Raw genomic sequence first — 19,200 nt, 5'->3', positions numbered from 1 at the left:
CATTTCCACCCGATATCAAACAAAATTTTAAAAATATTCATTAATCTTTCAGTCAACCTTTCTTTATTTTCAAAGAAAAATTTAAAGCTACTATTTATGATCACAAGCGAAAAAACCATTGAACTGGAAGACCAATACGGAGCCCATAACTATCATCCCCTGCCCGTGGTATTAGCCAAAGGAGAAGGTGTTCATGTATGGGACCCGGAAGGCAACCAGTACTATGATTTTCTTTCCGCTTACTCTGCAGTAAACCAGGGGCATTGCCATCCCAAAATCAATAAAGCACTTACTGAACAGGCCAATACCCTCAGCCTCACTTCAAGAGCTTTCTACAACAACGTACTTGGCGAATATGAGAAGTATGTGACCGAATATTTTGGCTTCGATAAAGTGCTGCCCATGAACACCGGGGCCGAAGGAGTGGAAACAGCTATCAAAATCTGCCGGAAGTGGGCCTATGAGAAAAAAGGCATCCCCGAAGAACAGGCACAGATCATTGTCTTGGAGAATAACTTTCACGGACGTACTACCACTGTCATTTCTTTTTCAAATGATCCCGATGCACGGAAGAACTTTGGTCCCTACACTCCAGGCTTCATCAAAATACCTTATAACGATACTGAGGCCTTAGAAGAAGCCTTACAGAAGCCTAACGTAGCTGGCGTACTGGCAGAGCCCATACAAGGCGAAGCAGGCGTTGTAGTGCCCGATGATGATTACATCCGGAAATCAGCTGAGCTTTGCCGGAAAAACAATGTGCTTTTTATAGCCGATGAAATTCAAACCGGCATTGCCCGTACGGGCAGCCTGCTGGCTGTATGTGGAGACTGTACTTGCCAGGGCCACTGCGAACAACAAGCGACCTATACCAAACCCGACATCCTGATTTTGGGTAAAGCCCTTTCTGGGGGTGCCTATCCGGTATCTGCCGTTTTAGCGGATGATGAAATCATGGAAGTCATAAGACCCGGGCAGCACGGTTCTACGTATGGCGGGAACCCTCTGGCTTGTAAAGTAGCTATTGCCGCGCTTGAAGTGGTTAAAGATGAAAAACTGGCGCAAAATGCCCGCAAGCTTGGCAAGATCTTCAGAGATGAAATGCAAAAGCTGGTAGAGGAATTTGACCTTTTTGTGAAAGTACGTGGCAAAGGATTACTCAACGCCGTAGTGATTAATGATTCACCCGATAGCAAAACCGCCTGGAAATTTTGTGTAGCATTAAAAGACAACGGTCTGCTTGCCAAACCTACCCATGGTAACATCATTCGTTTTGCCCCTCCCCTGGTTATGACTGAAGATCAGCTTATGGATTGTGTCGAAATCATTCGAAAAACGGTATTGGAATTCGATAAATAGCATGTACAAAAGAGGGCTCTTCCGCACCGGAGGGCCCTTCAAAAAGCCCTATTCTAACTTTAGTGAATTTAAACGCTATTGAGGCCTTGAGGTGTATTTGGTAGCTTCATATACAGGCGAAAAAATTATTAGGAGATAGATTATGCCCGAAGCTATTCACACCATCAACCCGGAAAATGTACGATCCATTTTGAGCAAGCACATGCTCACTGATGGCTACGAATTGGTACTGGACCTCGAAGAAAGTGAAGGACCTTATTTGTACGATGCCAAAACCGGCGAACGATACCTCGACTTCTTCACTTTTTTCGCGTCCAACCCCCTGGGTATGAACCATCCCAAATTGGCAGGTGATGATGAATTTGTTCAACGACTGGGCCGGGTAGCCATTAACAAACCCTCTAACTCGGATATTTATACCGAAGATATGGCGCTGTTTATGGAATCATTTGACCGGGTCGGCATTCCAGATTATATGCCTTATTCCTTTTTCATTTCCGGCGGAGCCCTGGCTGTAGAAAATGCTATGAAAGTAGCCTTCGACTGGAAAGTGCAGAAGAATTTCGAAAAAGGCTACCGGGAAGAAAAAGGGCATAAGATCCTGCATTTTGAAAAAGCTTTTCATGGGCGTACTGGCTACACATTATCTGTGACGAATACGGTTGCCGACAAGGTGAAATATTTCCCAAAATTTGACTGGCCACGTGTAGTAAGTCCAGCCATGACTTTCCCTGCTACCAGAGAAAATCTGGAAGCCACTGTTACCCAGGAAAAACTGGCCATCGCACAAGCCGAACGATACTTTGAAACCCACAAGGACGATATTGCCGGCATTTTGATAGAACCTATTCAGGGAGAAGGCGGTGACCGTCATTTCCGCCCTGAATTCCATCAGGCCCTGCGTGACCTGGCTGACAAACATGAGGCGTTGCTTATCTATGATGAGGTACAAACGGGCGTAGGCATGACCGGAAAATTCTGGGCGCACGAGCATTTTGTTAAACCCGATATCTTGGCGTTTGGAAAGAAAGCACAGGTGTGTGGTATTTTAGCAGGCAAGCGCGTGGATGAAGTCAAAACCAATTGCTTCCACGTTTCCTCACGCATCAACTCAACCTGGGGTGGTAACCTGGTGGACATGGTCCGTTTTGGTAAGATCCTGGATGTGATCGAAGAAGAAAATCTCGTAGAAAATGCAGCTACCGTTGGCAATTACCTGCAAACCCGCCTGGAAGCCTTGGCTGACAATCACGAACATTTTAGCAATCCCCGCGGTAAAGGACTTTTCTGCGCCATCGACTTACCGAGTACTGAAATCCGTAATGCCGTGATCAAAGAATGCGTAAATAATGGATTGATGATTCTCTCCTGTGGACCACAAACCGTACGTTTCCGTCCCCCACTCACCATTGAAACAAAGCAAATTGATGAAGGCCTGGATATTTTAGAGAAGGCGTGTAAGACTGTACTGGAGAAATAAGAAGCAAGGTGTTAGGTGCAAGGTTTTAGTTTACTGTAAATGCTTGTCTTGAAACGTTTTGGATACGTTCACCAAGCCTTGGCCTCGAATAGATCAAGGATTATACGGGTTGAGCTGAAATTGATTTCTTTGTTGCAGTGATAAGGAGGATAAGTGAATCTGACCTATGGTTAAGACAGACAAGGCTCAGCCTTTATGTACTTGGCTTTTGAAGTGCAACTTCAAAAGATCTTGGGAAAAGAAAAATGTATCTACTGACATTCGCCAGATCAGCGTAAACCGTGTTCCGTGTATTACTTCATACTGGCAACCAATTCCCTACCACCGGCAACGCAATCAGGTACTGATACGCCCCACCGAAAGTTTCCCCCTATATGTAAGCCCGGATTGTCTTTTTCTGCCTCATCTATTTTGTCGAGCACAGACTGATATCCCACTTCAAACTGAGGAATGGCTTTCTCCCACAATTTTGATTTTATGATCTCGGGTTCTGCCTCAATCCCTGTTAATGCTTTGAACTCTCTCAGCACTTGCTCTTCAACCTTTTCAACCGGCTCATCTAAAATCTGAGGATCATGAGCGCCCCCGGTCATCAGCGTGAAATGCAATTTATCCTCACCACTCAGTTCCGGGAAGATGCTTGATTTCCAGATAGCACCCAATAATCGAATATTTTCTTTTCGTGGAATGAGAAAACCAAAACCTGAGGCCGAGAGCTCCACATCATTTTTGTCAAAAATTAGCTGAGTAGAAAGCATGGGAGAATAAGGGATTTCTGATAGCTGATTTGCGACATCTTCCTCTTCCTCACTCAATAAGTCAGCCAATACATAAGCCGGCAAACAGGATACTATTTGTTTAGCCTGCCAACTTCCGGAATTGGTTTGAACCTCAAATCCATCATTTGACTTGATGATTCCAGTGACGCTCTCATGTGCAATACCATCACCAAGACGCTGCTCCATGGCATTCGTTAATTGCTGAATACCATTTCGAAAAGTGAGTACCATCGGTTTAACCTCACTTTTTTTCTTTTCGGAACGAAAGGCTCCCATTAGCAGAGATCCAAATTGTTGTTCATTTTGAGCCAGTTTGGGTAGAATCTGATTCTTGCTCATCCGATACACATCCCCGGCATAAATTCCGGAAAAAACCGGATCAACAAGATAGTCTACAGCTTCTCTCCCGATTCGACGTTCTAGAAATGTCCCTACACTTTCGTCACCTGCCTTCCCTTTTCCCATAAAAGGTTCTGCCAGTAACCGCCACTTTGCTTTACCTGAAAGTACCTTCGTGGTAAACAGTGTTTTGGGTGAAGGAATGAGTTCCTGAAGTTTACCATCCCGAACAATGAAACGCGTTTTAAAAGCCTCTGAAATCTGGATGATATCATCGGATATCCCGACTTCTTCCGCCAGCTTTCGAATAGAACCATCACGGTCGCGCAGGGAATTGGGGCCAAAATCGAGCACGGTATCCTTTAGCCGAACTGAGGAAATCACCCCTCCCGTTTCAGCTTCTTTCTCTATGAGCTTAAAAGAAATACCTGCTTTCTGAAGATACCATGCCGTTGCCAGTCCGGAGATCCCTCCGCCCAAAACCAACACTTCTACATGGTCTTCCTGCTTTTTCATTCCTTTGACCCAACTATTTCAATTAAATACCAATTTCTATCCAACAGGTTCATCAGTATCAAGAAATCAGGTAATCTGCTCCGCCGGCTCCAACAGCTCTCCACACCAGTTTTCAAGTGCATCAATCCAAAGATCGCTATCGTTTACGCAAGGGATCAAAATCAAATCATCCCCGCCAGCTTCTACAAAATCTTCTTTACCGCGAATCCCGATTTCCTCCAGCGTCTCGATACAATCAGAGATGAAGGCCGGGCAGCACACGGCTACCTTTTTAGCCCCCTCCTCTTCGGCCAGGCGAACCAGCTCGGCATCGGTGGCAGGGGTCAACCAGGGATCGATGCCCAACTTAGATTGGAAAGATGAACTGTAGGTGAATTTTTTATTGTCGAGATCCAGGTACTCGGCTGCATTTTTGGTGGTCATGAGGTCCTGATGGCGGTAGCAAAACGTGTGTGCCGGAGAGTTCACATTACAGCAATCTTCGCATTTCAGGCAATGATCTCCGGTAATATCCCGCTTTTTGATTTGACGCTCAGGAACTCCGTGATAAGAAAATAGCAAGTGATCAATATCATCATGCTCTTCGATATACGGCTTAATGCTTTCGCCCAACGCTTTCACATACAGGGGATCATCGTAAAAAGCCTCTTTAAACTTCACATTTAGATTGGGATATTTCTCCAGCCACACTTCTTTGGCCTTTTCAATAACCGTTTCGGTAGTAGCCATGGCATATTGGGGATACAAAGGAATCACAAATACCTCTTCCAAATCGGGACTTTTCTCCATCAAATCGTCAAAGCCTGCTTCGATAGAGGGATTGCCATAGCGCATTCCCATGGATACCGGAACATGGTCTCCCAGGCGTTTTTGTAGCTTGTCGATCACACGCTGGGTAATCACAATAAGCGGCGACCCTTCATCCCACCAGATAAGCTCATAAGCCTCAGCAGACTCTTTGGGACGAAAAGGTAAAATCATTCCTTCTACTATAAATTTGCGCAGAGGCGTAGGTAAATCAATGACCCGCTTATCCGTTAAAAATTCTCTCAGATATACTTTCAGGTCTGCCGGCTCATAGCTGTCCGGTGACCCTAAATTAACTAATAAAATGCCTGTCTTTGATTGTTTTTCCATATCAGAATGTTCTGTTTTATTGAGCGCCTTTGGCTTTAAAATATACCGTCCAAAACTAACCTTTTATCATTTTGGCTGCATATCTTTAGATGCAATCAGGTTAATAAAGGAAATCCAAAGGGTAAATTTTTGGTATTCGACCACCTAATCATTTCTTTAGTGACCAAGAAAGAACTCCAATGAATGTGAATAAAGTATGAAATCAGATAAAACCAAGGCGGTATTAATTATTGGTTGCGGATGGACCGGGAAAAAACTGGGCCAGTATCTTAATTATAAAGGGTACACAGTTTTTGGAACCACTCGTTCTCAATCCAATTTTCCTGATTTGAGAGAGCACTCCATAGAACCCGTTCAACTTGAACTTCCTGCTAATGACCCTTCCGACATTACGCTTCCCGAGGCCGACACTGTAGTGGTTTCAATCTCTCCGGGCAGCCGGCAGGGCGATCGCAGTCACTATCCGAAAGCCATTGCACAGCTTGCCCGGGTTTTGGGTGATGATAACGCACAAGTGCTGATGTATAGTTCCAGCAGTGTGTATGGTAGAGACGCTACCGGCGTTAAAACGGAAGAGGATGCTACTCCGGATGCGGCAAATGATCACGCTATTTTAGCTGCAGAAGGAGAGCTCCGGGCCCAAATGCCTGAAGCCGTTATTTTGCGATTAACCGGTTTGTGTGGAGATGACCGCCATCCTATCACCTACCTTGCGGGCAAAACGGAGCTGAAAAACGGAGATGCCCCGGTTAATTTGGTTCATCGCGAAGACATCATCCGGGCCACTGAGCTAATGATTGAAGAGAATGTCCATGGTGAAATATTTAATGTGTGCAGCCCTGAACATCCTGCTAAAAAGAAGATTTATCCGGCCATGGCAAAAAAACTGAATTTAGAGCCACCGGTATATCAGGATGGAGGAGCCGATGGAAAAGTGGTATCACCCCAAAAATTAATGGATACCTTTAACTTTGAATTTGTTCATCCTGATCCAATGGAGTTTTCGCCCAAAATTTGAACATTCTGAAAGAGTCGTTTAGTCAGTTTTGAGATTACAGCTATAAAACTACCTATTCTACAATATTCATTTTTATTACATTCTATAAAATGAATTCATATGGATGCAATTCTTAAAAATAAGATCAGAGGCTTTTTTAAAGATAAGCCAGTTCTTAAGGCGTACTTGTTTGGATCTCACGCTAACGGGACATCTGCACAAAACAGCGATATAGATATTTTGGTAGAACTTGATCATAGTCAACCTATAGGACTCAAGTTTGTGCGAATGCAATTAGAACTCGAAGAGCTCTTAAATAGTAAGGTTGATTTAGTGACCGCCCGATCTTTATCAAAATATATTCTTCCGGAAGTGGAACGAAAAAAAGAGCTGATTTATGAAAGGTAGTTCGGGTGATAAAGCAAGATTAAAACATATTTTAGATGCGATCGCTGAGATTGAATCATACATTGAAAATGATTCCTTTGATAGTTTTGCATCAGATTCTATGAAAAAGTATGCCACCGTAAAACAAATAGAAATTATTGGGGAATCATCGAATCACATAAGCTCCGCAATTAAAGAATCTTACCCTAAGGTTTCCTGGAAAGAGATAATTGGCATCAGAAATATCTTAATTCATGAATATTTTGGGGTTGACGAGAGAATTGTATGGGAGGTAGCACAAAATGATTTGCCCAAACTTAAAGAACAGATTCATGAGATTCTGAAACACCATTTTTAGAGTAGCTCCAACATTCATTTCATTCAACCTTTAAACTCCCTTCCTCTTCCAGTATCTCCAAGGTTTCGGTGGCATGGCGCAGATGCGGGATTACAATACTTCCGCCAACAATTAAAGCCACATTTAGCGCATCCACAATTTCAGCTTTGGTTGAGCCGGTTTTAGCGCATTGCTCCAGGTGATAATCGATACAATCATTACAGCGCAGCACCGCCGATGCTACCAAGCCCAGCAGCTCTTTGGTTTGCTTAGGCAGCGCGCCATCGCGGTACGTGTTGGTATCCATATTGAAGAAGCGTTTGATGCCAAGGTGATCTAAATCCATCACTTTTTCATTTTGGATTTCACGCTGTTCTCTGAATTGTTCTAACCGGTTTTTGTCTGACATAGGGGTGTTTGTTTGTCCATTGTTTTCCGCTAAATAACGAACCATAAAATAGGGAGTTTTTGGAGAAGGGATGGAAGAATTTGATTGCTAACTGCCCTCCCTGCAAAATCAACAAGTTGATTTTTCGGTCCCTCCTAAGGGACACAGGTTCTTGCCGCTAATAGCAATTTTCATGAAAGTCTATTTCTATTTCTTGGCAGGTTTTCTCTATGATCTTTGTAAACTTGAGAGAGACAGAGACTGGAAAGATCTGAGAAATAGTCCTGTTAAGGACTACCGAATGTAGCCACGGAGTTCACTCCGTGGTATTTAGCCCTACAAAAGACAAATTCCGTGAGGAATGTCCCAATAATGCCAGCCAGTAGGTCGTCCCGTAGGGACTTTGCTTTGTAGTTCGCCTTTTTAACCACGGGCCAATGTTATGTCAAAGTCAAAGTGATGGGTAAAGACCTGTCAGGTTTTATAGAAACGTGCCTTGAACGCATGGATTGGAATCAAAACCTGACAGGTCTGCAAACACACTAAGGCCGACAGCATACTAAAGCCGTGTAGCTACATTCGGTTACCGCTGACGGGATTCTTCATAAATCGCCGCTCGATAACCTTTTCCTATATAATCCCGTTTTGAATCGTCCTGCACTTGGTTATCTTTTTATGCTTTCATGATTTAGTGAAAAAAGATGTTCTGGAATAAAAAAGAAGCAAAACACAAATTGGTTGTAATTGGAGACAGCCTTTCCCAAGGATTTAACAACGGGGGAATTTATCGAACCGATATCAACTTTCCCGCCTTGTTGCACCGGTGTTTTGAACCCAAACCCCGGTTTGATCAGCCCAGTTTTACTGCCCAAACTGGCATCCCTCTTAACCTGGAAATGCTGGTTCGTGGTTTAAGTGAAGAATTTGGGGATGAGGTTAACTGGAAAGAACTACTGCCCGCGGCTGGTTATACGGTTAAGACCCTTAAACGCATCAAGAAATACTGGGAAGGCGGCCTTAAAGATTTATCTGTAGAACGCGACACCCCTTTTCACAACCAATCGGTTTGGGGATTTAATATCAGTGACAGCTGGGTAGTAAATGAGCGGAACAGCCGGGAACACATTCAGAATAATCCCGAACGGTTTACGGTTTTTGATATGCTCCCCGAGCATGCCAAATTCACCACAGCCCGACTGGTTTTAAATCCTCCTTTAAAAGAAGAACTGGAAACACGCTCACAGATTGATAACGCCCAGGCCCTTGCTGACGACGGCGGCATAGATAACCTGATTGTTTGCCTCGGTCATAATAATATGATTGCCGCCATCACCGATTTAAAAATCATATGGACGGAGGATGATAACCTTGAAGTTTTTCCCGGTCAGCGCAAACATACCGTGTACCGGCCGGAACACTTTGAGCAACAATACCGGAAACTGGCTCACAAAATTAGTGCGCTAGGTGCAAAGCGGGTGTTCGTCCCCACCCTGCCCTATGTAACCATTCCACCGGTGATACGCGGAGTCAATTCTGACCTGTCTGAGAAACATGAGGGCTACTTTGATTACTACACCCGCTTCTGGATTTGGGATGAAGATTTTGATCCCGAAAAGCATGCCTTTCTTACTAAAGAGCAGGCTATGGAACTGGATGCGACCATGGATGAATACAATCACATCATAAAAAAAGTGGCGGATGAATATGGCTGGCACGTGGTGCCCATGGCCAAGAATGTTGCCGGCCTGGCACGTCGTCGGCTTGGGGGAGAATTGGTTCGAGATTTGCCACGGGGATTGGCTAAGGCGTTGAAAAATAAGGAAAGCACTGCGCATTTAGTAGATGAGAATGGAGAGGTACATCTGACTACGGATTATTTACGGCTGGATGAGAATAAAAAAATCTACAAAGGCGGGATATTTAGCCTCGATGGCTTACATCCTACTACCATCGGGTATGGACTTATGGCGAATGTATATCTAAAAACTATGGCGAGAGCAGGAGTAGATTTTGAACACCCGATCAACTGGGATGAAGTAGTTTCGGAAGACTCCCTCATATCTAATCCACCTAAATTGTTAAGCGAATTACGCCATGTACTCCGTTTTCTGGCTATGGGCCATCAGGAGCGTTTCTTCAAAATCGGTAAAAATGTCCTGGGGCAAGCCATGGAAATGGTCTCCCCAAGACAAACCGACTAACGAGCTAGTTACCCAATCTCAAGCTCTTCAAGCATTTCGTTATACTCATCTTTGAGATTTTCAAGCCCGTCATTCATTTCATCCTTCATATCTTCCCATTGGTCTGCTCCAGACTCTTTCAGTTCGGCAAGATTTTCTTTGAAGGTATCACGCTCACCTTTCAGCTCTTCGATTTGCTCCTCAGCATTTTCACGAGCTTCTTCTGATTTATCCTTAAGCGCTTCTTCCGCTTCTTCGATATCCTCGTTCAGGTTTTCCAGCGTCTCTTCTGCTTCAGCTATGAATTCTTCTTTGGTTTGTTCCATATCCTGTGTAGCGGATTCAACGGTTTGCTCAACTTCTTTATTCATCTCTTGAGCTTGCTGCTTGGTATCTTCAGAGCAAGCGGTAAAAATGAAAGTCATTCCTGCTAACAGAATTGCAATTATTCTATATGTCATGGATTTAGTTTTTTATTGATGTTTCTATCCTCCTTGAATAGGCTCCAATTGTGAATGTTCCAATTTTTAATCCCTTTTTCATTACACCAAATCTTAGACAGAAAACCCAACACCAATAGCTACCGTCTTCTCAACAAGACAAGAGAGGAATTTTCATGCAGCAAAAGTTACTTTAATTTAGATTTGTTACAAATAAGCTTTGACAAGCCTGCAAACAGTTCTTAACTTAGACTTGATCTAAATAAGTTAGACCAACCAAGAACAACTATTCAGCAAGTAAAATGAAGCTTAACCACCTGATTGTTATAGCCCTTATAACGGGGTTTTTTATGTCCTGCGATTCCAATAATGATGTGCAATTGGATGAACCTGCAACCTATGAATTTACCCGAAACGGCGAATCCACCGTCTCTTTTTCCGGGCAAACCACCCGCATCAAAATGGGCACTGAGCTTTTCGAGGCTATGTCTGCTCCTGAGCAAACAACCGAACAAGATCTCCTGAGAATGTATCGCAACCTGTCAGAAGACGGTTCTGATGTCGACCCATTTTCTGAAGCAGCCCTTAACGAATCATCCAAAAGCATAAAAAGTAAAGTAGCTGCCTCCCGCGATTATTTTGCATCCAATGCAACCTTAAGTGCCGAACTTAAGAATGACTTTGAAACCTGGATGAGCGGACAGGTTAATGAAGTATTCCCTAACTGGAATCAGCAAGCAGAACCAGGAGTGCCCGGACAAATTGTGGATGGCACCAGCGCACGGTACATCAACGCCCAAGGACTCGAGTACAACCAAATGGTAGCCAAGGGCCTGATTGGCGCCCTTATGGTGGACCAGATGCTCAATAACTACCTAAGTACTTCAGTACTGGATGAAAGCACAAACCGGGAAGAGAACACCGCCGGGGAAACCGCAGAAGGTTCCAACTATACGACCATGGAGCACAAATGGGATGAAGCTTATGGATATATCTATGGCACCGCTGCTGATCCAGCTACCCCCAATGCAACCATTGGCGAGGACGACATTTTTCTCAACAAATATACCGCCCGGGTAGCCAATGATGAGGATTTCGAATCTATTGACGAAGACATTTACAATGCCTTCAAAAAAGGACGTGCCGCTATTGTAGCTGGCGAATATGATATCCGCGACGAACAGGCAAACATCATCCGCGAAGCTGTTTCAAATATTATTGGTATTCGCGCCGTGTATTACCTGCAGGCTGGTAAACGACAAATGGAGGCCGGAGATCTCGGAGCTGCTTTTCATTCATTATCCGAGGGTTACGGTTTTATTTACAGCCTGCAATTTACCCGCGTTGCCGGCTCCGACCAGCCTTACTTAACCAGTAGTGAAGTACAAGGACTGCTCACACAACTACTAAGTGATGGCGAAAACGGTCTCTGGGATGTTGAGCCCTCTACGCTGGACGAAATATCAGCACAAATAGCCGTGAAATTTGAGTTTACCATTCAAGAAGCGGCATCCAACTAAATAAACTTTTTATGTGTTACGCTGACAGTCTTAGCAGACTGTCAGCTTTTTTCATTTTACAAACCTGCTATCATGAAGAAATTTTCACTTCTATTATTAACCGTATTCGTGGTTTGGGGATGTACCAATAACGCCCCCTCTGGTCCAAATGCAGATGATTTTGACCGACAAGCGATTCTTGAAAATTGGGCAAATAATCTTATCATCCCCGGTTTTACCCATTTCGCTGAAACCACCGCTGAACTTCAGGTTCAAGCCGAGGCGTTTTCTGAAACACCTTCTCCGCAAAACCTGACGGCACTTCGCGAGGCCTGGAAAGAATCGTACCTCGCTTTTCAGCACGTTTCCATGTTTGAGATGGGCAAAGCCATGGAACTGAATTACCGGAATAACCTGAATATTTATCCTACCGATACGGATGAAATTGAAGGTAGTATTGAATCCGGAGAATATAATCTTGCACTACCCTCCCTTTTAGACAGTCAGGGCTTTCCTGCTTTGGATTACCTACTGTATGGCCTTGGAGAAAACGATGCAGAAATTCTTAACTATTACACTACTAATACCAATGCTGAAGGATATCGCACTTACCTGGTTGACCTAAGCCAGCGCATTGACAGCCTCACTAAGGAAGTACTGAACCACTGGACCTCAGGCTACCGGGATGAGTTTGTAAGCAATACAGGCAACGATGCCAATGCCTCACTCGACATGATGGTAAACGACTACATCTATTACTACGAGAAACATCTCCGCGCTGGCAAAATTGGCATACCGGCCGGTGTGTTTTCAGGATCTCCCCTAAGCGGACATGTAGAAGCTTATTACAGCGATGATTTTTCTAAGGCTCTTTTCAACGAAGCCCTGACGGCAAGCATCAATTTTTTCAATGGTACCCATTTCAATAGCGATCAAAACGGCCAAAGCCTGGATGATTACCTGGAATATTTGGAAATTGATAAAGAAGGAAGTGGTCTTGCCACTCTTATCAACACACAGTTTGACAGCGCCCGCAGTGAAGCAGAGAACTTGAACCCTGACTTCGCGGCTCAAGTTGAATCTGATAATTCATTGATGCTATCAACTTATGATGAGCTCCAGAGAAACGTGGTGTTTATGAAAGTGGATATGCTGCAGGCCCTAAATATCAATGTAGATTATGTGGACGCCGACGGGGATTAATGTGCTTTGTGCTGATAGTATGAGTTAATATGTTCTTAAAAACAGAAAATTTATTCCGTTATTTGTTAAGGGTTTATTAGTAAATAAGATCAGAAATAATACCTTGGATACCCACTCAACCATTAACAAATCAACCAACAACCACTGCAAAGTGTGAATACTTCATCCTTACGCTCATATCTTTCCGGCACCAAAAATGCGGCGCCCCTTGCCGTTCTCCGGATTTTGTTTGGGCTGCTGATGCTAATAAGTATCATCCGTTTTGCCGCTTACGGCTGGATTTACAAGCTGTATATTGAACCGCAATTCTTCTTTTCTTACTACGGATTTAAATGGGTTCAGCCCTTAGGTGGCTGGACCTATCTCATTTTCATAATCTGTGGATTATCTGCTCTTTTTGTTGCTCTGGGTTTTAAATACCGGATATCCATCATCCTGTTTTTCCTCAGCTTTAGCTACATCGAGCTGATGGACAAAACCACCTACCTGAACCATTACTATTTCATCAGCATCCTCAGTTTCCTGATGATTTTCTTGCCGGCCCACACCTACTATTCCGTCGATGCGTGGCGGGATGAAAAATTGCGCTCGCAGGAAGTTCCTGCCTGGTCCATCGATGCCATCAAACTCCTGATCTGCATCGTCTATTTCTATGCCGGGCTGGCCAAACTGAATTCCGATTGGCTGCTTGAAGCCATGCCGCTGCAAATCTGGCTGCCTGCCAAATATTCCATTCCCTTACTGGGAGATTTGCTGCAGCAAACCTGGGTCCATTATGCCTTTGCCTGGTCGGGCGCCCTCTATGATCTTTCCATTCCCTTTTTGCTGCTCTACCGCAAAACGCGTCCCTTTGCTTTTATTTTTGTAGTGATATTTCATGTACTCACCAGAGTTTTATTCCCCATTGGGATGTTTCCCTACATCATGATTGGCAGTGCACTCATCTTTTTTGATGCCAATCTGCACAACCGCATCCTGTCCAAAATTTCCGGGTGGTTCAATATCAGTAAATCATTGTTTGATAATAGCCGTATCTACCAATTTCCAAAAGCCTGGCAGCGAAAGGGATCCATGGGCATCATCACCGCTTTTTTCGTGCTGCAGCTTCTGCTCCCTTTTCGATATATGTTGTATCCGGGGGAACTATTCTGGACCGAAGAAGGCTATCGTTTCTCCTGGCGGGTGATGCTGATGGAGAAAGCCGGCTATGCCAATTTCAAAGTGGTAAACCCGGAAAACGGACAACGTTTTTATGTGGATAACACCCAATTTCTAACTCGCTTCCAGGAAAAACAGATGTCTACCCAACCCGATTTTATCCTGGAATATGCTCATTTTCTGAAAGATCACTATCAACAGCAAGGCATTGAAAATCCTGAGATTTATGTAGAAAGCTACGTAGCCTTGAATGGACGCCGAAGCCGGCCTTATGTTGATCCCGATGTAGACCTGACCGAAATAGAACCTTCATTAAAACACCGAAACTGGATACACCCCTTCAACGATGAGATTAAAGGCCTTTAGTCTGTTTTTATTATTTGGGTTGATGGGGATGAACGCCCTCGCTCAGTTCCGAATTTCCGGCTACATCACCAGCCAGGAAACCGGCCAGCCTATGGAAGGGGTAGAGATTTACGATAATAAAGCCGGCAAATCTTTTATCACCAATAAAGACGGCTATTTTGAGATCAAAAACCTGCCCTCCGGCACTTATGTGTTCTATATTTTTGAGCTGGGCTTTGAGGTTATAAACCGACCGGTAGTTGTAGAAGATGAAGATGTAGAACTTCGCATCGGCATGGAAAAGCTGAACCGGGAAATGTCGGAAGTAGCGGTGATTGATCAGCGTGAGCAGATTTTTGCTATCAAACGAATGCGTGAGGTTGAAGGCACCTCCATCTATGCCGGCAAAAAGAACGAAGTGATTGACCTGGATCAGATGGTGGTAAACACCTCTGCCAACAATGCCCGGCAAATCTACGGACAAATTGCAGGCCTCAACATTTTCGAATCCAATGATGCGGGGCTGCAGCTCAACATCGGCGGGCGCGGACTTGATCCCAACCGTTCCTCCAACTTCAACATCCGTCAAAACGGCTACGACATCAGCGCTGATGTCCTTGGCTACCCCGAAAGTTACTACACCCCTACCGCCGAAGGACTCGAAGAAATACAGGTGATTCGCGGGGCCGCCTCCCTGCAATACGGCACCCAGTTTGGCGGACTGGTAAATTTCAGGATGAAAAAACCGGCCCGGGATAAAAATATTGAGCTGGTGTCACGTCAGGCCACCGGTTCCAATGCACTTTTCACCTCCTTCAACAGCCTGAGCGGAACGACCGGCAAGCTCGGTTACTACAGCTTTTTCAACTATAAACGCGGGGATGGATTTCGTCCCAATTCTGATTTTGAATCCCAAAACCTTTATTTCTACACCGATTACCAGCTCGGTGAAAACACTACCCTGAGCGGCGATTTTACGTACTTGTATTATCTCGCCCAGCAGCCCGGCGGCTTGACGGATGCCCAGTTCTATCGCGATCCCACGGTCAGCAATCGCACCCGCAACTGGTTCGAAGTAAACTGGAAACTCGCTTCCCTGAAACTTGAGCACCGGTTCTCCTACAAAACGCGTCTCAGTGTGATGGCTTTTGGGCTGGATGCCTCCCGTAAATCCGTGGGTTTCCGAACCAACAGGGTTTCCCAGCAGGATGACCTGGATGCCCCCCGGGATCTCATCCTTGGCGACTTCAACAACTGGGGAACAGAAATCCGTTTTTTAAACCGGTATACCATTGGCTCCAAAAATTCTGTTTTCCTGGTTGGTGCCAAATATTATGATTCTGAAAATGCATCCGTTCAAGGTCCCGGATCAGCCAGTTCTAGGGCAGACTTTTCACTGGCAGATTCTCAGTTCCCAGACTACCCCAACCAGTCTGACTTCACCTTTCCCAACCAGAATGTGGCTTTCTTCGGAGAGAACATTTTTTACCTGAAAGACAACCTTTCCATCACTCCGGGCTTCCGGTTTGAGTACATCAAAACCCAAAGCATAGGCACTTTCAAGCGTGTCAATTTTGATCTCGCCGGGAACCCCATCCAAAACCAAACCTTTGAGGATAATCGTAAGTTCGAACGTAGCTTCGTACTGCTTGGGGCCGGATTGAGCTACCTACCCAATACCAATACAGAGTTTTACGGCAACTTTTCACAGAATTACCGCTCGGTAACTTTTAACGACATCCGCATTGTAAACCCCACTTTCCAGGTAGATTCTGACATCACCGACGAAAGCGGATTCACCACCGACTTCGGTCTTCGTGGTCAATTGGGAAGCGCTATATCGTATGATATTGGCGGCTTTGGGTTGATGTACGATAATCGCATTGGTGAAGTGCTACGTGCTGAAACCCGTGTCAATGCTGAAGGCGAACAGGAAGAAACCGGTCGGGTAGTACGCTTTCGCGGAAATATTGGTCGGGCTTTTATGTACGGGATTGAGAGTCTAATAGAAACGAATATGCTGCCTTTGATGGGCAACAACCGCAAAGATCTAAAATTCAGTCTTTTCCTCAACACTGCGCTCACCCAATCCGAATATTTGGATTCTGAAATCCCCGGTGTGGAAGGAAATGATGTAGAATTTGTGCCCCTCATCAACCTAAAAACAGGAGTAACCTTCGGCTACAAAAACCTGTTGGCGAGTCTGCAATACACCTATGTATCCAGCCAGTATACCGATGCCTCCAATGCCCGCCAAAATCCCCGTGACAACCAAAGCGGTATACGCGGCGAGATTCCCGCTTATGATGTACTGGATGTATCGGCCTCTTATTCTTGGAAAAACTTTAGCCTTGAATCCGGTATTAATAATGTGCTGGATGACTGGTATTTCACACGTCGTGCTACCGGTTACCCCGGCCCGGGCATCATTCCCTCCCCGCCCCGTACCTTTTATGTGACCTTGCAATTGAGGATTGGGAACTGATTTATGTCTGACCTATTACTCTGAGTCCGTTTACCAGTTTTCAGGATTCATCTTGATGTATTCCCTGATATTATGCAATGCCTTGTAATTCCGGATGATGTGATCATGGAACCGGGATTGCCACACAAATTCATAATTGTTTTGATTGCACCATCTTTTAACTGCTCCCTTATATTGATTTAGAATAACAGATAATGATCCCGGTTTGGGTTTTCCAAATTCCCTTCTATTCTGTGGGGAAATCCCATGGGATTTCTCCAAAATAATGAACCCGGTTTTTGGTGCATATGGTGATAAAATAATACCATGGGTATCTGTAATCCCAACCATCTAACCGAATCGATTTTCTCCAATATTCCATAATAGATTTATGATAGTTGATTAGAGGTAAGAGCGATTTCACCCCCTTTCCTTACAAAAAACCTCTCGGAGCCTGCGTGATTTTCGTTATCTTTATTTTCTCAATTGATATCCCAATCCCATTATTCATGAAATACATTGCTGTCCCACTGTTATTGCTAATTGCTATCTCCTGTACCTCAGAATCCCCAAAAGAAACCTACAATCCAGCCAATGATACACTCAAATACGAGCAAGAGGTACACCTTCAAAATGTACGGCAACTAACTTTCGGAGGTGATAATGCCGAAGCGTATTGGAGCTACGACAGTGAAGAACTCATTTTTCAATCCAACAACCCCGAGTGGGGCGTGGAATGTGACCAGATTTTCACCATGGATATCTCGTCTAAAGAACCCGGCTTTGAATCGCCTATGATCAGTACAGGCAACGGCCGCACCACCTGTTCTTATTTTCTGCCGGGTGATTCTACCTTTGTTTACTCCTCTACCCATGCATCTGGGCCGGAATGCCCCACTCCTCCCGAACGCGGCGCCGGAGGAGCTTATGTTTGGCCTGTGTACGATACCTATGATATTTACAAAGCGGATATGGACGGCAACATCATCGCCAAACTTACCGATGAACCCGGCTACGATGCTGAACCCACTGTATCACCCCAAGGCGATAAAATTGTGTTTACCTCTGACCGCAGCGGGGATCTGGAACTGTACATCATGGATACCGATGGCTCAAATGTTATTCAAATTACTGATGAATTAGGATATGACGGCGGAGCCTTTTTCTCACCTGACGGTACTCAATTGGTCTTCCGTGCCTCCCGGCCTGAAACCGAAGAAGAAATCACCAAATACAAAAACCTGTTGGAACAGGGATTGGTAGAACCCACCAACATGGAGCTTTTCATAGTGAATGTGGAAGGAACCGGACTTCAACAAATCACAGAATTAGGCAACGCAAACTGGGCGCCCTACTTCCATCCTTCCGGCGAGAAAATTGTATTCTCCTCCAATCACCAATCCAGCCGGGGATTTCCCTTCAATATTTTCATGATTAATGTGGATGGCACCGGTCTTGAGCAAATTACTTTTGATGCCATGTTTGATTCCTTCCCGATGTTTTCTCCCGACGGCAAAAAGATTGTGTTTTCATCAAACCGTAACAATGGTGGCACCCGCTCTACTAATGTTTTTGTTGCCGACTGGGTGGAATAGATGTGCTTTTAATTGAGGGTAATGCGTTTACCGGTTGTCAATATCCCCCAGCCTACCGCCCCGAGTTATTCGGGACACTAGTCGGTTAATAAATCGCTTTAAGGATTTTCTTTTACATGTGATCTTCTAACCGGTAAACACGTTACGGGTAGTTTTTTATTTTGAAGTGTACGGACCGTACACATATGCCAGCGTTGTTAAAGCATAAAGGCCGCACTTCTTTAATCGTCAGGTACTGTGTTAAAAATCAAGAGAAACTTCTATTTTTATGACTTCAAAGAACATCATGATGCTTTTGCATGTGATGTATCTACAGTAGCCTTGCCTTCGGCAGGGCTACTTTTTTTATGGGTGGCTTGGTGGGTTTTGATCACCTGCGGATCATATATCTGCCCGTTATTCCACAGGGTGTACATATAGGTTAAGAGTTTTTTCTGGACCGCCACATGCCCCTTCATCTTAATGTTATGGGTACCCACCAACCGCTCATATAACTCATACATGGGCCCTTTTCCCATTCGCACCACTACACCCGCCGGCATAAACATTGCCCGACGAATATATTTGGAGCCCTGTTTGGAAATTTTCGGTTTCCCG

The 19,200-nt window shown here is 44.6% G+C and carries 15 protein-coding genes and 1 pseudogene; 11 read left to right on the top strand and 5 right to left on the bottom strand.

Annotated elements, in window-relative coordinates:
• The first annotated feature begins 96 nt into the window (after positions 1 to 96).
• Positions 97 to 1,359, top strand: a complete 1,263-nt coding sequence (gene rocD, locus FN815_RS15595; RefSeq protein WP_185957327.1) for an ornithine--oxo-acid transaminase — start codon at positions 97 to 99, stop codon at positions 1,357 to 1,359.
• A 142-nt stretch (positions 1,360 to 1,501) separates the two neighbouring features.
• Complete coding sequence (gene lat / locus FN815_RS15590; RefSeq protein ID WP_142455588.1) at positions 1,502 to 2,839, top strand: L-lysine 6-transaminase; 1,338 nt, start codon at positions 1,502 to 1,504, stop codon at positions 2,837 to 2,839.
• A gap of 293 nt (positions 2,840 to 3,132) precedes the next feature.
• On the opposite strand, the gene hemG is transcribed toward lat, so the two are convergent.
• Both hemG and hemH read right to left on the bottom strand, forming a co-directional pair.
• Positions 3,133 to 4,473 carry a protoporphyrinogen oxidase gene (gene hemG / locus FN815_RS15585; RefSeq protein ID WP_142455587.1) on the bottom strand — a complete coding sequence of 447 codons (1,341 nt, stop codon included), beginning with the start codon at positions 4,471 to 4,473 and terminating at the stop codon, positions 3,133 to 3,135.
• 66 nt (positions 4,474 to 4,539) lie between these two features.
• Positions 4,540 to 5,610: a ferrochelatase gene (gene hemH / locus FN815_RS15580; protein ID WP_142455586.1), complete on the bottom strand. Its 1,071-nt coding sequence runs from the start codon at positions 5,608 to 5,610 to the stop codon at positions 4,540 to 4,542.
• Positions 5,611 to 5,806: 196 nt separating this feature from the next.
• Between hemH and FN815_RS15575 the strand changes: the two genes are divergently transcribed.
• The 3 genes from FN815_RS15575 (at position 5,807) to FN815_RS15565 (ending at position 7,352) form a co-directional block, all read left to right on the top strand.
• Positions 5,807 to 6,628 (top strand): NAD-dependent epimerase/dehydratase family protein, encoded by an 822-nt coding sequence (locus FN815_RS15575; RefSeq protein ID WP_142455585.1) that lies wholly within the window; start codon positions 5,807 to 5,809, stop codon positions 6,626 to 6,628.
• Between the two features lie 99 nt (positions 6,629 to 6,727).
• Positions 6,728 to 7,015, top strand: coding sequence for a nucleotidyltransferase family protein (locus FN815_RS15570; protein WP_142455584.1), 288 nt, complete (start codon positions 6,728 to 6,730; stop codon positions 7,013 to 7,015).
• A complete protein-coding gene (locus tag FN815_RS15565) occupies positions 7,005 to 7,352 on the top strand; it encodes a HepT-like ribonuclease domain-containing protein (RefSeq protein ID WP_142455583.1) in 348 nt (115 codons plus the stop codon). Before FN815_RS15570 ends, FN815_RS15565 begins: the two co-directional genes overlap by 11 nt.
• Positions 7,353 to 7,371: 19 nt before the next feature.
• Here FN815_RS15565 and FN815_RS15560 read toward each other — a convergent pair whose 3' ends face one another.
• The gene (locus FN815_RS15560) at positions 7,372 to 7,740 is read right to left on the bottom strand and encodes a carboxymuconolactone decarboxylase family protein (protein WP_142455582.1); all 369 of its coding nucleotides are present in this window, start codon (positions 7,738 to 7,740) and stop codon (positions 7,372 to 7,374) included.
• Positions 7,741 to 8,420: 680 nt separating this feature from the next.
• Here FN815_RS15560 and FN815_RS15555 point away from each other — a divergent pair.
• On the top strand, positions 8,421 to 9,920 hold the full coding sequence (locus FN815_RS15555) for a hypothetical protein (protein ID WP_142455581.1): 1,500 nt from the start codon (positions 8,421 to 8,423) through the stop codon (positions 9,918 to 9,920).
• A gap of 8 nt (positions 9,921 to 9,928) precedes the next feature.
• Here FN815_RS15555 and FN815_RS15550 read toward each other — a convergent pair whose 3' ends face one another.
• Positions 9,929 to 10,360: a sll1863 family stress response protein gene (locus FN815_RS15550; RefSeq protein ID WP_142455580.1), complete on the bottom strand. Its 432-nt coding sequence runs from the start codon at positions 10,358 to 10,360 to the stop codon at positions 9,929 to 9,931.
• A 329-nt stretch (positions 10,361 to 10,689) separates the two neighbouring features.
• Here FN815_RS15550 and FN815_RS15545 point away from each other — a divergent pair, with 329 nt between their 5' ends.
• The 5 genes from FN815_RS15545 to FN815_RS15520 all read left to right on the top strand — a co-directional run bounded on the left by FN815_RS15545 (position 10,690) and on the right by FN815_RS15520 (position 18,603).
• Positions 10,690 to 11,859, top strand: coding sequence for a DUF4856 domain-containing protein (locus FN815_RS15545; protein ID WP_246075325.1), 1,170 nt, complete (start codon positions 10,690 to 10,692; stop codon positions 11,857 to 11,859).
• Between the two features lie 72 nt (positions 11,860 to 11,931).
• Positions 11,932 to 13,041 (top strand): imelysin family protein, encoded by a 1,110-nt coding sequence (locus tag FN815_RS15540; protein ID WP_142455578.1) that lies wholly within the window; start codon positions 11,932 to 11,934, stop codon positions 13,039 to 13,041.
• A 153-nt stretch (positions 13,042 to 13,194) separates the two neighbouring features.
• Positions 13,195 to 14,565: an HTTM domain-containing protein gene (locus FN815_RS15535; RefSeq protein WP_142455577.1), complete on the top strand. Its 1,371-nt coding sequence runs from the start codon at positions 13,195 to 13,197 to the stop codon at positions 14,563 to 14,565.
• On the top strand, positions 14,546 to 17,029 hold the full coding sequence (locus tag FN815_RS15530; protein ID WP_142455576.1) for a TonB-dependent receptor: 2,484 nt from the start codon (positions 14,546 to 14,548) through the stop codon (positions 17,027 to 17,029). Before FN815_RS15535 ends, FN815_RS15530 begins: the two co-directional genes overlap by 20 nt.
• Before the next feature lie 488 nt (positions 17,030 to 17,517).
• Positions 17,518 to 18,603 carry a TolB family protein gene (locus FN815_RS15520; RefSeq protein WP_142455575.1) on the top strand — a complete coding sequence of 362 codons (1,086 nt, stop codon included), beginning with the start codon at positions 17,518 to 17,520 and terminating at the stop codon, positions 18,601 to 18,603.
• 284 nt (positions 18,604 to 18,887) lie between these two features.
• Here the strand turns inward: FN815_RS15520 and FN815_RS18970 are convergent.
• Positions 18,888 to 19,200, bottom strand: a pseudogene (locus FN815_RS18970) (IS110 family transposase); the annotation flags it as partial.

This window comes from Gracilimonas mengyeensis (genome assembly GCF_900182705.1).
GTDB classification, from domain to species: Bacteria; Bacteroidota; Rhodothermia; order Balneolales; family Balneolaceae; genus Gracilimonas; species Gracilimonas mengyeensis.
Note: the sequence above shows the minus strand (reverse complement) of the source record. Positions and strands in the feature narration are given on the sequence as shown.